This window comes from Vineibacter terrae (assembly GCF_008039615.1).
Classification (GTDB): Bacteria; Pseudomonadota; Alphaproteobacteria; order Reyranellales; family Reyranellaceae; genus Vineibacter; species Vineibacter terrae.
The window spans coordinates 62107-76804 of the sequence record NZ_VDUZ01000024.1 but is presented as its reverse complement, the minus strand read 5'-3'; the positions used below and the strand labels follow the sequence as shown (position 1 = coordinate 76804).

The 14698-nt window shown below is 70.2% G+C and carries 11 protein-coding genes; 8 read left to right on the top strand and 3 right to left on the bottom strand.

What is annotated here, in order from left to right; all coding sequences use genetic code 11:
* Positions 1-78 precede the first annotated feature (78 nt).
* The 3 genes from thrC to FHP25_RS20660 all read left to right on the top strand — a co-directional run bounded on the left by thrC (position 79) and on the right by FHP25_RS20660 (position 3482).
* On the top strand, positions 79-1500 hold the full coding sequence (gene thrC / locus FHP25_RS20670) for a threonine synthase (protein WP_147848857.1): 1422 nt from the start codon (positions 79-81) through the stop codon (positions 1498-1500).
* The gene (locus FHP25_RS20665; protein ID WP_147848856.1) at positions 1497-2759 is read left to right on the top strand and encodes a M16 family metallopeptidase; all 1263 of its coding nucleotides are present in this window, start codon (positions 1497-1499) and stop codon (positions 2757-2759) included. The genes thrC and FHP25_RS20665 overlap by 4 nt, the downstream gene beginning before the upstream one ends.
* A 153-nt stretch (positions 2760-2912) precedes the next feature.
* On the top strand, positions 2913-3482 hold the full coding sequence (locus FHP25_RS20660; protein WP_147848855.1) for a GNAT family N-acetyltransferase: 570 nt from the start codon (positions 2913-2915) through the stop codon (positions 3480-3482).
* Positions 3483-3592: 110 nt separating this feature from the next.
* Here the strand turns inward: FHP25_RS20660 and FHP25_RS20655 are convergent, their stop codons facing one another.
* The 3 genes from FHP25_RS20655 to uvrB form a co-directional block, all read right to left on the bottom strand.
* Positions 3593-4819, bottom strand: coding sequence for an MFS transporter (locus FHP25_RS20655; RefSeq protein WP_147848854.1), 1227 nt, complete (start codon positions 4817-4819; stop codon positions 3593-3595).
* A 5-nt stretch (positions 4820-4824) separates the two neighbouring features.
* On the bottom strand, positions 4825-6057 hold the full coding sequence (locus tag FHP25_RS20650) for an MFS transporter (RefSeq protein WP_147848853.1): 1233 nt from the start codon (positions 6055-6057) through the stop codon (positions 4825-4827).
* Positions 6058-6160: 103 nt separating this feature from the next.
* Positions 6161-8446, bottom strand: a complete 2286-nt coding sequence (gene uvrB, locus FHP25_RS20645) for an excinuclease ABC subunit UvrB (RefSeq protein ID WP_408068537.1) — start codon at positions 8444-8446, stop codon at positions 6161-6163.
* A 76-nt stretch (positions 8447-8522) separates the two neighbouring features.
* Here uvrB and FHP25_RS20640 point away from each other — a divergent pair, with 76 nt between their 5' ends.
* The 5 genes from FHP25_RS20640 (at position 8523) to FHP25_RS20620 (ending at position 14671) form a co-directional block, all read left to right on the top strand.
* Positions 8523-9680: a PspA/IM30 family protein gene (locus FHP25_RS20640; protein ID WP_178133662.1), complete on the top strand. Its 1158-nt coding sequence runs from the start codon at positions 8523-8525 to the stop codon at positions 9678-9680.
* Positions 9681-9699: 19 nt separating this feature from the next.
* The gene (locus FHP25_RS20635; RefSeq protein ID WP_147848850.1) at positions 9700-10434 is read left to right on the top strand and encodes an OB-fold-containig protein; all 735 of its coding nucleotides are present in this window, start codon (positions 9700-9702) and stop codon (positions 10432-10434) included.
* A 74-nt stretch (positions 10435-10508) separates the two neighbouring features.
* A complete protein-coding gene (locus FHP25_RS20630) occupies positions 10509-12275 on the top strand; it encodes a flotillin family protein (protein ID WP_147848849.1) in 1767 nt (588 codons plus the stop codon).
* 76 nt (positions 12276-12351) lie between these two features.
* Positions 12352-13230 (top strand): hypothetical protein, encoded by an 879-nt coding sequence (locus FHP25_RS20625; RefSeq protein ID WP_147848848.1) that lies wholly within the window; start codon positions 12352-12354, stop codon positions 13228-13230.
* Between the two features lie 154 nt (positions 13231-13384).
* The gene (locus FHP25_RS20620) at positions 13385-14671 is read left to right on the top strand and encodes a cystathionine gamma-synthase family protein (RefSeq protein ID WP_147848847.1); all 1287 of its coding nucleotides are present in this window, start codon (positions 13385-13387) and stop codon (positions 14669-14671) included.
* Positions 14672-14698: the final 27 nt, after the last annotated feature.

Sequence of the window (14698 nt, the reverse complement as noted above, 5' to 3'; positions counted from 1 at the left end):
GGTATTCGGCGCGGTAGCGGCGGCGTGGCCTGTCGCCGTTGCGCCGGCGGACCCCCGCGGCTATGGTCCGCGCCCTCCATGACCAGTCTCCGCTACATCAGCACCCGCCAGGGCTCGCGCCCGTCCTCGGAACGACTCACCTTCGAGGAGGTGATGCTCGCCGGCCTTGCCCGCGACGGCGGGCTGTACGTGCCCGAGAGCTGGCCGGCCTGGTCGCGGACCGAGATCGCCGCGCTGCGCGGTCTGTCCTACACCGATCTTGCGGCGCGGGTGATGGCGCCGTTCGTGGGCGAGACGTTCGACGCCGCCACGCTGGGCCGCCTGGTGCGCGAGGCCTATGCCGGCTTCGATGCTCCCGACGTCGTGCCGCTCAAGGCGCTGCCGGTCGACGACCTGCACCTGCTCGAGCTGTTCCACGGCCCGACGCTGGCCTTCAAGGACGTGGCGCTGCAATTGCTGGGGCGCATGCTCGATGCGCTGCTCACCCGGTCGGGGCGCCGCGCACGCATCATCGGGGCGACGTCGGGCGACACCGGCTCGGCTGCCATCGAGGCCGTGCGCGACCGGGCCGCGCTCGACATCTTCATGTTGCATCCGCGCGGGCGCGTGAGCGAGGTGCAGCGCCGGCAGATGACGACGGTGCTGGCGCCCAACGTGCACAACATCGCGATCGAGGGCACGTTCGACGATTGCCAGGACCTCGCCAAGGCCTGCTTCAACGATCTCGCCTTCCGCGACCGGCACCGGCTGACGGCGGTCAACTCGATCAACTTCGCGCGCGTCATGGCGCAGATCGTCTACTACTTCCACGCCGCCCTGCGGCTGGGCGCTCCAGAGAGGCCGGTGTCGTTCTGCGTGCCCACCGGCAATTTCGGCAACATCTATGCCGGCTATGCCGCCCGCGCCATGGGGCTGCCCATCGAGCGGCTGCTGATCGCATCCAACAGCAACGACATCCTCACGCGCTTCATCGAGAGCGGTGCGCAGCAGATGACGGGCGTGACGCCGACCTTGTCGCCCAGCATGGACATCCAGGTGTCGAGCAACTTCGAGCGCTACCTGTTCGACCTGTTCGACCGTGACGGCAAGGCGCTGGCGGCTGCCATGGAGAGCTTCCGGGCCACCGGCGCCATGGCCGTCAGCCCGGCCCAGCTCGCGCGCGCCCGCGCTGCCTTCGATGCCGGACGGCTCGATGATGCCGGCACGGTCGATGCCATCGCTGCCGCCAAGCGCGAGACCGGCGAGACACTCGATCCGCACACGGCGGTCGGCTACGCCGTGGCGCGCCACAAGCGCGGCGACCGCGCCGTGCCGATGGTCGTGCTGGCCACCGCCCATCCCGCCAAGTTCCCCGACGCGGTGCGGCAGGCGACGGGCGCGCCGCCGCCGGTGCCGGCGCGCCTGGCCGGCCTGGCGTCACGGCCGGAACACTACGAAACCTTGCCCAACGACATCGGCGCGCTGAAGCGCCTGATGGACGGCGCCGCGGTGTTCGCATGACCATTCGCATCACCACGCTCGACAACGGCCTGCGGGTCGTCACCGACACCATGGCGCATGTCGAGACCGTGGCGCTGGGCATGTGGGTGGCGGCCGGCGCCCGCCACGAGCCGGCGCCGCGCAACGGCCTGGCGCATCTGCTCGAGCACATGGCCTTCAAGGGCACCAAGCGGCGTTCCGCGCGCGGCATTGCCGAGGAGATCGAGAATGTCGGCGGCAGCATCAACGCCTTCACCGGCCGCGAGCTGACGGCCTATCACGCCACCGTCCTGAAGGACGACGTGCCGCTGGCCGTCGACCTGATCGCCGACATCCTGCTCGACTCGACCTTCGTGGAGGAGGAGCTGCAGCGCGAGCGCGGCGTGATCCTGCAGGAGATCGGCCAGTCGCTGGACACGCCCGACGACGTGATCTTCGACCGCTTCCAGGCGATCGCCTTCCCGGAGCAGCCGCTGGGCCGTCCGGTGCTGGGCACCGAGGCGACCGTCAACGCGATCGCGCGCGACGACCTCTTCGAATGGCTGCGGCATCGCTATGTGGCGGAGCGCATGGTGCTGTCGGCCGCCGGCGCCATCGAGCACGACCGCTTCGTGGCCTTGGCCGACAAGGCCTTCGGGCGGCTGCAGCGCGACGGCGGCGTGACGCCGCCGTCGGCGCCGGTCTATGCCGGCGGCGATCGCCGCGATACCGACGATCTCGAGCAGGCCCATCTCGTGATCGGCGGCGAGGCCTTCGGCTACCTCGACCCCGACCACCATGCGCTGGCCGTGTTCTCGACCTTGTTCGGCGGCGGCATGTCCTCGCGCCTGTTCCAGCGCATCCGCGAGGACAAGGGCCTCGTGTATTCGATCTACTCCTTCAACGCCGCCTATCGCGATGGCGGCCTGTTCGGCATCTATGCCGGCACGGCCGGCGACAGCCTGCCCGAGCTGGTGCCGATGGTGTGCGACGAGTTCTGCAAGGTGGCCGACGACGTCGAGGAGCCCGAGATCGCCCGGGCGCGCGCCCAGCTCAAGGCCGGGACGCTGATGGCGCTGGAATCCAGCCATTCGCGCTGCGAGCAGGCGGCACGGCAGCTGCTGATCTACGACCGCGTCATCCCCTACACGGAGACGGTGGCACGCATCGAGGCGGTCGACGGCGAGGCCGTGCGCCGCGTCGCCCGGCGTCTGCTGGCCTCGGCGCCGACCGTGTGCGCCCTGGGCCCGATCGGCCGGCTGGAGGGCTACGACGCCATCGCCGCGCGGCTGAAGGCCTGAAAACAGCCATGCCGCCGTCCGGGGCGGCGCGGGGGACAAGGCGGACATACGCTCCCTGGAGGTGAGAAAACCGCCGGCTTGGTGTATGCTGGGTGAAAATCCAGGCGGGTCCGCCAAACGATGTTTCGATTTTCCGACGTGCCACTGGCGTTGATGTCGACTCCGCGCCTGCAAGGAGAGCGTGTCTTCCTGCGGGCGCCGGCTGCCGACGATTGGCGCGAATGGGCCGAGCTGCGCGCCGCCAGCCGCGCCTACCTGACGCCCTGGGAGCCGACCTGGGGCGAGGATGCCCTGACCCGCGACGCCTACCGCCGCCGGCTGCGCCACTACATGCAGGAATGGCGGGCCGGCGAGGGCTACACGTTCTTCATCTTCCGCAGCAATCCCCGGCAGCTGGTGGGCGGCATCTCCGTCTCCAACGTGCGCCGCGGCGTCGCCCAGAGCGCCAATGTCGGCTACTGGATGGGCGAGGCCCATGCCGGCCAGGGGCTGATGACCGAGGCGCTGCGCGCCATGCTGCCGTTCATCTTCGACGAGGTGCGCCTGAACCGGCTGGAGGCGGCGTGCCTGCCCACCAACGGCGCCAGCCGCGCCGTGCTGCGCAAGGTCGGCTTCCGCGAGGAAGGCATCGCGCGTCACTACCTGAAGATCAACGGCAAGTGGCACGACCACCTGCTGTTCGGCCTGCTGGTGGGCGACTATCGCACCCTGTACGGGCGTTGAGGTCCCGTCGTCGACCCGGACCGCGCGCTTCCCGGCGCGCTCATGAAAATGCATTGATCATGAAGAAGATGCGCGGCAGGAGCTGCGCGGTGCGTCGCCGGACGCCCTGTTCACCCACGTTCGCTACGCACCAGGGGCAGCAGCAGCGCGATGCACGCCGCGCTCACGCCGGCCAGCAGCGCGAAGTTCAGGGCGTAGGATCCGAACAGCGTCAGCAGCAGGCTGAACAGCGGCGGCACGACCAGCGCGCCGGAGAAGGTGAAGAACTGCGCCCCGCCCGTGATGGTGGCCACCGTGCCGGCCGGCGCGCGGCGTGCCAGCTCGGCGAAGAAGACGCCGCCCCAGCCGATCGCGGTCGCGCCGTAGAGGATGGCGGCAGCCGCCAGGCCGGCCATCGACCAGCTGGTGTCGAGCATCGCCAAGGTCGCGGCGCCGGCGGCCATGCCCAGGCACAAGCAGGCCAGCGTCAGGGCCGGACGCCCGCTGCTGTCGGCGATCGCGCCCCACACCACGCGCGCGCCGGCGCCCGTGAGCTGGCCGATCGCCAGCACCAGCCCGGCCGTGGCCAGGTCGAGCCCGATATGCTGCACGAGATAGACCACCAGGAAGGCGCCGAACGTCACCTGCATGGCGGTGAAGACGAACGACACCAGCGCCAGGCGCCGCAGGTCGGCTGCGTTCCAGACCCGGCGCACCGGCAGGAACAGGTCGCGCATGGCCGCCAGCACGCCGCCCCCGGCGCGCGCGGCCGGCTCGACGTCGAGCAGCGGACGCAGAGGTTCGATCGCGATCGCCAGCGCCAGGCAGCACAGGCCGACAACCCAGGCCGCGCCCTGCCAGGTGCCCAGCGCCACCAGCGCCGGGATCGCGAGCCCGGCCACCATGTTGCCCAGCGGCACGCCGGTCTGCTTGACCGAGAAGGTGAGGCTGGCCAGCCGCGGCGGCGTCACGCGCGCCAGTACTTGCGAGCTGGCCGGGGTCGGCGGGCCCATGCCCGTGCCCAGCAGCAGCGCTGCCGGCACCAGCAGCCACACCGAGCCCAGCCCGAAGACGGTGATGGCCGCGCCGCTGCACAGCAGCGATGCCTGGCTCACGCGCACGGCGCCGTAGCGTGCCGCCAGCAGCCCGCCGGCGGATGACGACAGGATGGCCGCCACGTAGACGAAGGCCATGAAGTAGCCGACATCGTGGCGCGACACGCCGAGGTCGGGCGCCGCGACCGGCGCCAGCACCGGGATCGACTGGATGGCGAAGGAAGACACGATCTGGATCGTCAGCATCGCGGCCACGGCGACGAGGAAGACGCGCGGTTTCGCGCCGGCAGCCGTCGGCGGCATCGGCGCTAGCGCTCGCCGCGCCGCAGGAGGCCGGTGATCGCCACGGCGCTCACGCCGGTGGCCGTCGCCATGATCGCAAAGCCGGCCGGGTACGACTGCGTGGCATAGAGGATGGCGCGGAACATCACCGGCCACAGCACCGGTCCGAGGAAGACGAAGAACGATGTGGCGCCGACGAATTCGCCGGCGCGCCCCGGCGGCGCGCGCCGCGCGCACTCGGAGATGAACACGCCGTTCCAGCCGATCGCCGAGCCGCCCAGCACGATGGCCACGCCATGCAGCACCCAGGACGGCCAGCCGAGCTGGGCTGCCGCCATCGCGAAGCCGCCCAGGGTCATGATCGCGCCCAGCAGCGCCAGCATCGCCAGCGGCCGGCGCGTGGCGTCGGCCAGCGCGCCCCAGAAGACGCGGCCCACCATGCCGGCGGCGGTGGCGACCGACAGCAGGAGCCCGGCGGCGACATAGTCCAGAAGCAGGCCATTGACGCCGTAGAGAATCGTGAAGTTCACGATCGTGGCCTGCATGGCGGAGAAGAACATCGCCGCCAGGCAGAGGCGGCGCAGCACCGGATCGGCCCAGGCGCGCTTCAAGGGATCGACGATCTGCTGGAACGTGGGCAGCAGGCGGCCCGTCGTGACGCCGTCCCGGTCGTAGAGCGCGCGCAGCGGCTGCAGCGCCAGCGCCGTCATCAGGCATATGACGGCGATCGCCGCTGCGACGGCCTGCCAGCCATGCAGCTCGACGCTGATCGGGATCAGCGCGCCGGCCAGGGCATAGCCCAGCGGCACGCCGCTCTGCTTGATGGAGAAGGTCAGGTTCGACAGGCGCTGCGGCGTCACCCGCGCCAGAATCTGCGAGCTGGCGGCCGTCAGCGGACCGCCACCAAGGCCGAGGATGATGGCGGATAATGCTGCCAGCACCACGTGGCCGGAAGCCAGCGAGAGGCAGGCGATCGCCGAGATGGTCAGGCCGCACTGCGTCAGGCGGACCGGGCCCAGGCGCACTGCCATCGGGCCGCCGGCCATCGCCGCATAGATCGAGACCAGGTAGACAGCCGAGACGTAGTAGGCGACGTCATCGGCGGCAACGCCCAGGTCAGGCGCGGCCACCGGCGCCAGCACCGCGCCGATGTTGAAGGCGATGGTCGACAGCATCTGCACCGCCGTCAGCGACAGCACGGCGATGATGTAGAGACGGGTGTCGACGGGAGCGGAAGTGGCGGCGGTGGTCAAGGCCACGAACCCTACCGACGCTGTGATTGCGACGCAGCCCTGAAGCTTGCAACGCTGCCGTGCGTGACTTTTTCCGGGAGCGCCGGCTTCCAGCCGGCACTCCCAGGCCTTACCGCCGGCCGCTGCGGCGGGCCGGCTTGCCGCGCGAGCCGGAGCCGGTCTTCACGCCGCGGAAGGTGCGCGAGTTCTGGACCTTGCCATAAGGCGTGGGCGCGCTGCTGCCGCCGCCGGCTGCCGGCCGCGCGGCGGGCAGGCCGAGGTCGTTCTCCTCCAGCCGGCGGATCTCGTCGCGCAGCCGCGCCGCCTCCTCGAACTCGAGGTTGGCGGCGGCATCGCGCATGCGCTTCTCGAGCTCGGCGATGTGGGTCTGCAGGTTGTGGCCGATCAGCTGCACGTCGCCCGAGACGCCGGTGTCGACCGTGTAGTGGTCGCGCTCGGCGATCGACTGCAGCACCTCGTTGATGTTCTTGCGGATCGAGGCCGGCGTGATGCCGTGGGCCTCGTTGTAGGCCTGCTGCTTGGCGCGCCGACGCTCGGTCTCGCCGATGGCGTAGTTCAGCGCGTCTGTCATGCGATCGGCGTAGAGGATCACGCGGCCGTCGACGTTGCGCGCGGCGCGGCCGATGGTCTGCACCAGCGACGTCGGCGAGCGCAGGAAGCCCTCCTTGTCGGCGTCGAGGATCGCGACCAGGGCGCATTCGGGGATGTCGAGCCCCTCGCGCAGCAGGTTGATGCCAATCAGCACGTCGAAGGCGCCCAGCCGCAGGTCGCGGATGATCTCGATGCGCTCCAGCGTGTCGATGTCGGAATGCAGGTAGCGGCAGCGGATGCCGGCCTCGTGCATGTACTCGGTGAGGTCCTCGGCCATGCGCTTGGTGAGCGTCGTCACCAGCACGCGCTCGCCGCGCCTGGCGCAGTCGCGGCACTCGGCCAGCAGGTCGTCGACCTGCTTCTCGACCGGCCGGATGATGCACACCGGGTCGATCAGGCCGGTGGGCCGGATCACCTGCTCGACGAACACACCGCCGGTGCGCTCCATCTCCCACGGCCCCGGCGTCGCCGACACGAACATCGACAACGGCCGCATCGCGTCCCATTCCTCGAACTTCAGCGGCCGGTTGTCGATGCAGGAGGGCAGGCGGAAGCCGTATTCGGCGAGCACGCTCTTGCGGTTGAAGTCGCCGCGGAACATGCCGCCGATCTGCGGCACGGTGACGTGGCTCTCGTCGGCGATCAGCAGCGATCCCTCGGGGAAATACTCGAACAGCGACGGCGGCGGCTCGCCAGGGTTGCGGCCGGTCAGGTAGCGCGAGTAGTTCTCGATGCCGGCGCAGGAGCCGGTGGTCTCCAGCATCTCGAGGTCGAACTGCGTGCGCTGCGCCAGGCGCTCGGCTTCCAGCAGCCGGCCGGCGCGCGTGAACTCGTCCAGCCGCTTCTTGAGATCGTCGCGGATCTTCTGGATGGCGCCGGTCATGGTCGGCTTGGGCGTGACATAGTGGCTGTTGGCGTAGACCACGATGTCCTGCAGGCCGGTCGTCTTCTCGCCGGTCAGCGGGTCGAACTCGGCGATGGCGTCGATCTCGTCGTCGAACAGCGAGATGCGCCAGGCGCGGTCCTCGTAGTGCGCCGGGAAGATCTCGACCGTGTCGCCGCGGGCACGGAACGTGCCGCGCGTGAAGGCCTGGTCGTTGCGCTTGTACTGGATCTCCACCAGCCGGCGCAGCAGCTCGGCGCGGTCGACCTTGTCGCCGACGCCGAGGCGGAAGGTCATCGCCTGGTAGTTCTCGAGCGGACCGATGCCGTAGATGCACGACACCGAGGCCACGATCACCACGTCGTTGCGCTCCATCAGGGCGCGCGTGGCGGCGTGTCGCAATCGGTCGATCTGCTCGTTGATCGACGAATCCTTCTCGATATACGTGTCGCTGCGCGGCACGTAGGCCTCGGGCTGGTAGTAGTCGTAGTACGAGACGAAGTACTCGACCGCGTTCTCCGGGAAGAACCCCTTCATCTCGCCGTAGAGCTGCGCCGCCAGCGTCTTGTTGGGCGCCATGATCAGCGTCGGGCGGTTCACCGCCGCGATCACGTTGGCCATGGTGAAGGTCTTGCCCGAGCCGGTGACGCCCAGCAGCACCTGGTCGGTCTCGCCCTGGTGGACGCCGGCGATGAGCTGGCGGATCGCCTCGGGCTGGTCGCCGGCCGGCTCGTACTCGGACACGACCTTGAACGGCCGGCCGCCCTCGATCGGCGGCCGCCGCTGCAGCCAGGGCATGGGAAGGCGTGCAACGTGGGTATCGGGCATGGGCGATATATGGCGCCACCCCGGCGCCCGCGCCAACCCGATTCCTCCCCCAACTGGGGGAAGGCAGTTTCGACGGGATGGTGTATCGGTGATATAAAGTGAGTGTTCGCCACAAAAATAATTGACATGCCTGTTGAAAAGTATAAAAGTCTTACTTTATGATTTGCATGTGGCCCGACGATCCAGAACATCCCCCGGCGGTTTCATCCGCCTGCGTTTGGAGCCCGATGTCGCCGCGGTCCTGGCCCTGGAGCGGCTGGCAGATGCCTACGCGGCGCTGGCGCAGTGGCTGGATGCCACCATCCCGCCCGGCCACTCCGCCGACCACGTCGCGCTGCACCGGAACTTCTACGAGCGGGCGCGCCAGCAGGGCGGCTTGCCCGCCCAGCTCACGACGCTTGCCCTGCGCGACTGGGCAGCGCGCCGCCGCGGCCTCGCGGTGGACGGCGTGCCGCTCGACGAGCGGCTCTACTCCGTGCGCGGCATCGCCAGCGTGTCGATCGCGACGCTGGAAGGCCGCATCGGCGTGCCGTTCGCCGTCGCCGGCTACGGGCCGGCATGGCCTGGCGGCGCGCCGGCGCGGCTGGTGCGCCAGCCCGGGGGGTGGGAGTTGAGGATCGAGTCGGATCGCGACATCGCCCGCCGAGGGCAGGAGGAGCAGACCATGGCTACCGAGACCGTTGTGACCCGTATCGGCCGTGTGATCGCCGGCATGACCCACGCCGCCATCGGCGTGGCCGAGGACGTCAATCCCGAAGCGGTCATGGAGCAGGCCATCCGCGAGATCGACACCGCCGCCGACGAGGTGCGCGGCGAGCTCGGCAAGGCGATGGCCGAGAAGGCGCGGCTGGACCTGCGCCGCAAGGAGCTGGAGCGCGAGCGCGCCGACCTCGACGACAACGTCAAGGTCGCGGTCGGCAAGGGGCGTGACGATCTCGCCGAGGCCGGGATCGACCGCCAGCTCGACATCGAGGCGCAGCTGGGCGTGCTGGCTCGGTTGGCCGTCGATGCCGACGAGAAGATCGCCCAGCTCAACCAGACGCTCGACGCGGTGCGCGCCAGCCGGCGCGAGGCTGAGGCGCGGCTGGCCGACCTCAAGCGCACGCGCCAGGCGGCGACCGGCGGCAGCGGCGGGCCCGAGGGCGAGACGCGGGTCTCGAAGGCGACCGGCAAGGTCGAGCGCGCCCAGGCCGCCATCGAGCGCCTGACCGGCGTTCCGTCCGGCACGCCGGCCGCCGACCAGAAGGCGCTGGACGATCTCAACGAGCTGGCGCGCAAGCATGCCGTCGCCGAGCGCCTGGCCCGCTTGAAAGCGGGTCAGGGCTGATGTCATCCTGGGTGCGCCGATGCTGGATTTCTTCACCCACCCGGACGTCGCACCGTTCTCGATCGCGGCGCTGGTGCTGCTCGGCCTGCTGCTGATCGAGCTCGTGACGCTGCTGGCCGGCAAGCCGCTGTCGGCCCTGATCGACCACGCCGTCGGGCACGACGGCCTGCATCTCGATGCCGGGCACGTCGAGGCCGCCGGCGGCACGGCGCTGGACCACGCCGTCGACCACGGCGCCGTCGCCAAGCCAGAGGGCCAGAGCCAGGGGGTGTTCGGCACGGCGCTGGACTGGCTGAACGCCGGCCGTGTGCCGCTGCTGGTGCTGATCATCGCCCTGCTGGCGGCGTTCGCCGGCCTGGGCATGGTGCTGCAGACGTTGGTCAGCACAGCAGGCTTCTACGTGCCCGGATGGCTGGCGATGTTGCTGGTGGTGGTGCCGGCCTTCTTCTGCACGCGCCATCTCACCCGGCTCGTCGCGCGCGTCGTGCCGCGCGACGAAAGCTATGTGCAGAGCGGCGCCGACTTCGTCGGCCTGGTCGGCGAGGTGACGGTCGGTCCGGTGAAAAGCGGCGTGGTGGCGCGGGCCCGCATCCGTGACCGCTACGGCAACACGCACTGGCCGCGGGTCGAGCCCGCCGACCCGGAGCAGGTCTTCGCCGCCGGGGCCTCGGTCCTGGTGATCGAGGTGCGTGCCGGCGGCGTTCTGGCCGTCACCGCCGCCGACTCGCGTCTGACCGAGCATCGGGCATCGTAGCGTTGTGGCTTCGTCGCGGTCGTCTTGACGTCGCACCGGCGCGCGCAATGTCGCCGGCATAGGAGGGGTTCGTCATGGAGAAGCTGTTGCAACTGGCTGTGCCGGCCATCATCGGCCTGGTCGCGCTGCTGGCGATCGGCCTGGTGATCGCGCGCCTGTACATCCGCGCCGAGAAGGATCGCGCCTATGTCCGCACCGGCCTGGGCGGGCAGAAGGTCGTGCTCGACGGCGGCTCGATCGTGCTGCCGGTTTTCCAGAGCATCGCCTGGGTCAATCTCCAGACCTTGCGCCTGGAGGTGCGCCGCGACAACGCCGACGCCATGATTACACGCGACCGCATGCGCGCCGATATCGGCGTCGAATTCTATGTCCGCGTCAAGCCCGACGGCTCCTCCATCGCGCTCGCGGCGCAGACCCTGGGCGACCGCACCAATGACGCCGAGCAGCTGCGGGCGCTGGTCGAGGCGAAGTTCGTCGATGCCCTGCGCAGCGTCGCCGCCACCATGGCGCTGGCCGAGCTGCAGGAGCAGCGCGCCACGTTCGTGCAATCGGTGCAGACCGCTGTGGCGCGCGACCTCGAGCTGAACGGCCTGGAGCTGGAGAGCGCCTCGCTCACCAAGCTCGACCAGACCGACACCAAGTATTTCAACCCCAACAACGCCTTCGACGCCGAGGGCTTGACGGCGCTGACCAAGATCACCGAGTCGCGCCGCCAGGAGCGCAATCTGACGGTGCGCAACACCGAGGTCACGATCGCGCAGCAGGATCTCGAGGCGCGCCAGCGCACGCTCGATATCGACCGGCAGAAGAAGGAAGCCGAGCTCTCGCAGCAGCGCGACATCGTCAACAAGACGGCCGAGACGCGTGCTGCCGCCGCCCAGAAGGAGGCCGAGGCGCGCCAGGCCGAGGAGCAGGCGCGCATCGCTGCCGAGCAGGCGATCGCCCAGCGCACCGCGACCGCCAAGCAGGCGCAGGAAACGGCCGGCATCGAAGCCGACCTCGCCATTCGCCAGCGCCAGATCGAGAGCGAGCGCACCGCCGAGACCTTGGCCATCGCCAAGAAGCGTGACGTCGAGATCGCCGACCAGGACCGCGCCATCGCGGTGGCCGACAAGAGCCGGGCCGAAAGCGAGGCGCGCGCCAAGGCCGAGGAGGCCCGGGCGCTGGCGACGTCGGCGACCGAAAGTGTCGAGACCGCCAAGCAGGTCGCGATCGCCGAGCGTCAGCGCCAGACGGCCGTCATCACCGCGCGTCAGCAGGCCGAGCAGGACGCTGCCAAGGTGACGATCGCCGCCCAGGCCGAGAAGCAGGCGGCCGACGACAAGGCGACCGCGATCCGCACCGAGGCGCAGGCCGACGCCGACGCCGCCAAGATCAGGGCCGAGGCCCAGGCCAAGACCTATGACGTCGAAGCCGAAGGCCAGCGCAAGATCAACGAGGCGCGCAACGCCATGTCGACGGCCGTCATCGAGCTGGAGGTCACCAAGGAGCGGCTGCGGATCCTGCCGCTGGCGCTGGCCGAGGCGGTCAAGCCGCTGGAGAAGATCGGCGACGTGCGCATCATCGACATGGGCGGCGGCCTGCCGGGCCACGCCGCGGGCAACGGTGTCAACGGCACCGGCGGCGGCAATGCCGACTCGCTGCTGAACACGCTGCTCGCCTATCGCGCCAACGCGCCGGTGATCGACAAGCTGCTGGCCGAAGCCGGCTTCGCCGGCGGCGCCAACCCGGTGCAGTCGCTGATGGCGGCGACGACGGCGACCAAGGGTGCAGGCGCTGCCACGCCGCCTGCGACGACGCAGTGGACGGTGCCGCCCACGGCCGCGCCGGACAAGGACTGACGCGCCGGTTGCTGCTGCCGGGAGCGCGCCGCGGGAGCGGCGCGCTTTCGGCCATTCTGGTTAGCGAGCAGTCGCCATGGCCCTGATGCTGGCAAGCGTGTTCATCGGGTTCCTGTGGGGCATCGGCCTGCTGGCGGTGGCCGAGCGGCTCGTGGCATGGCGGTGGCCGGCGAGCAAGCGCAACAGGAAAGAGAACAAGAAGAGGAAGAAGGGGGCGCCGCCTCAGGACCGGCGCGTATCGCCTGGCGCCTTTCTCATGGCGGCGGGCGGCACCATTGCGGGCTCGCTGCTGGTCGCCACCGTGGTGCTCGACATCGTGTCGGCGATCATGGGGGCGCCGGCCGACGTGCCGACCTTCGTGCCCTTCGTGGTCGGCGCTTCAGGCGCCCTGCTGCTGCGCCGCGATCGCCTGCCGCCGGTCCTGCACGCCGCCGGCGTGGCCGTGCGCGAGCTCCTGGTCGAGCGGGCCAAGGCCCAGCAGCACACGCCGCCGCCCGATCCCGTCGGGCGGCGGTTCAAGGAGCCGGTATCGAGTGTGATCGATGCCCCGGTGACCCGCGTCATCCGGACGCTTCCGCCGGCTTCGGCGCGACAGCCGGGCCTGCCGCCGATTATGGTGACGATCCCGGCGCCGCGCCGCAATGAACCGACGCTCGCACGGCGGCGGCGCGAGATCGTCAGCCATCTCAAGGCGAGATCCGCGGCCCTGGCGGCAATGGCGCCGCCGCGGGCGCCGGAAATCCTGCCCGCTGCCGAGCCAGCGGCCGTGGCGCTGGCGTCGCAGGCGGCGGCGACGATTGCCGAAACCAGGGCGCTGCACGAGATCTGGCAGGCGGAAGCCGCGGCACAGCGCGAGCAGTGGCGCCAGGCCGGCGAAGCGCAGCGCGCGCAATGGCGGCGGGAGGCGCAAGCCCTGGGCAGGGCGTGGGACAGGCCGTCGGGCAACGACACCTAGGCTGAAGCGTTGTCATTGGGAGCGCCGGCATGGTGCCCACCGTCCGCTCCGGGCAAACGGCCTCGATCATGTCATCGGCACCGCCTACTATTTGCCTCAGTCCCGCTGTCGGATGTCCCTCCGTCGCACGCCTCACCACCGGATGGATGCGCACATGACCAAGGATCGCAGCCACACCGACCAGATCGGCAATCATCGGCTCCGGCCGGAGACCTTGATGCTCAGCTATGGCTACGATCCGGCTCTGTCGGAGGGCTCGGTCAAGCCGCCCGTCTTCCTGACCTCGACCTTCGTCTTCCGGTCGGCCGAGGAGGGCCGCGACTTCTTCGACTATGTCGCCGGCCGCAAGGAGCCGCCGACGCGCGGCTCGGCCGGGCTGGTGTACTCGCGCTTCAACCACCCCAACAGCGAGATCGTCGAGGACCGGCTGGCGATCTACGAAGGCGGCGAGAGCGCGCTGGTGTTCTCCTCCGGCATGTCGGCCATCGCCACCACCATCCTGGCCTATGCCCGCCCGGGCGACGCCATCCTGCACAGTCAGCCGCTCTATGGCGGCACCGAGACGCTGCTTGCGCGCACCTTCGCGCCGTTCGGCATCGCCGCCGAAGGCTTCGCCGACGGCATCAACGCAACCGAGATCGCGCTCGCCACCGATCGCGCCATGGCCCGTGGCCGGGTCAGCGTGATCATGGTCGAGACGCCGTCCAACCCGCTCAACACCCTGGTCGACTTCGCGCTGATCCGCGACGCGGCGGCGCGGATCGAGGCGGCGCAGGGCCGGCGGCCGGTGATCGTGTGCGACAACACGCTGCTGGGTCCGCTCTTCCAGAAGCCGCTGGCGCACGGCGTCGACATCTCGCTCTATTCGCTGACCAAGTATGTCGGCGGGCACAGCGATCTCATTGCTGGCGCCGCCATCGGCAGCACCGAGCGCCTGCGCCCGGTGCGGCTGCTGCGCGGCGCCATCGGCACCCAGCTCGATCCGCATTCGTGCTGGATGCTGGGCCGCTCGCTGGAGACGCTGTCGCTGCGCATGACGCGCGCGACCCAGAGCGCCGAGGCCATCGCCGCCTTCCTGCGCAACCATCCCGGCGTGCAGGCAGTCCACGTGCTGAGCGAGCTGGAGCGCGACAGCGTGGTGCGCCGCGTCTACGAGGCGCAATGCACCGGCGCCGGCTCGACCTTCAGCATCGATATCGTGGGCGGCCAGCCGGAAGCGTTCCGCTTCCTCAACGCGCTGCGCATCTTCAAGCTGGCCGTCAGCCTGGGCGGCACCGAATCGCTGGCCAGCCATCCCGCGACCACGACCCATTCCGGCGTGCCCGCCGACGTGCGCAGCCGCAGCGGCGTGAAGGACAGCACCATCCGCCTCAGCATCGGCATCGAGGACCCCGACGACCTGATCGCCGACCTCACCCAGGCCCTGGCGCAGGCTGCCTAGCACCGGTCCGGGTGCATGGCAGGCCAA

Coding starts and splice junctions, on each gene's coding strand:
- thrC (WP_147848857.1), top strand. CDS start 79: ATGACCAGTCTCCGCTACATCAGCACCCGCCAGGGCTCGCGCCCGTCC.
- FHP25_RS20665 (WP_147848856.1), top strand. CDS start 1,497: ATGACCATTCGCATCACCACGCTCGACAACGGCCTGCGGGTCGTCACC.
- FHP25_RS20660 (WP_147848855.1), top strand. CDS start 2,913: ATGTCGACTCCGCGCCTGCAAGGAGAGCGTGTCTTCCTGCGGGCGCCG.
- FHP25_RS20655 (WP_147848854.1), bottom strand. CDS start 4,819: ATGCCGCCGACGGCTGCCGGCGCGAAACCGCGCGTCTTCCTCGTCGCC.
- FHP25_RS20635 (WP_147848850.1), top strand. CDS start 9,700: ATGCTGGATTTCTTCACCCACCCGGACGTCGCACCGTTCTCGATCGCG.
- FHP25_RS20630 (WP_147848849.1), top strand. CDS start 10,509: ATGGAGAAGCTGTTGCAACTGGCTGTGCCGGCCATCATCGGCCTGGTC.
- FHP25_RS20625 (WP_147848848.1), top strand. CDS start 12,352: ATGGCCCTGATGCTGGCAAGCGTGTTCATCGGGTTCCTGTGGGGCATC.
- FHP25_RS20620 (WP_147848847.1), top strand. CDS start 13,385: ATGACCAAGGATCGCAGCCACACCGACCAGATCGGCAATCATCGGCTC.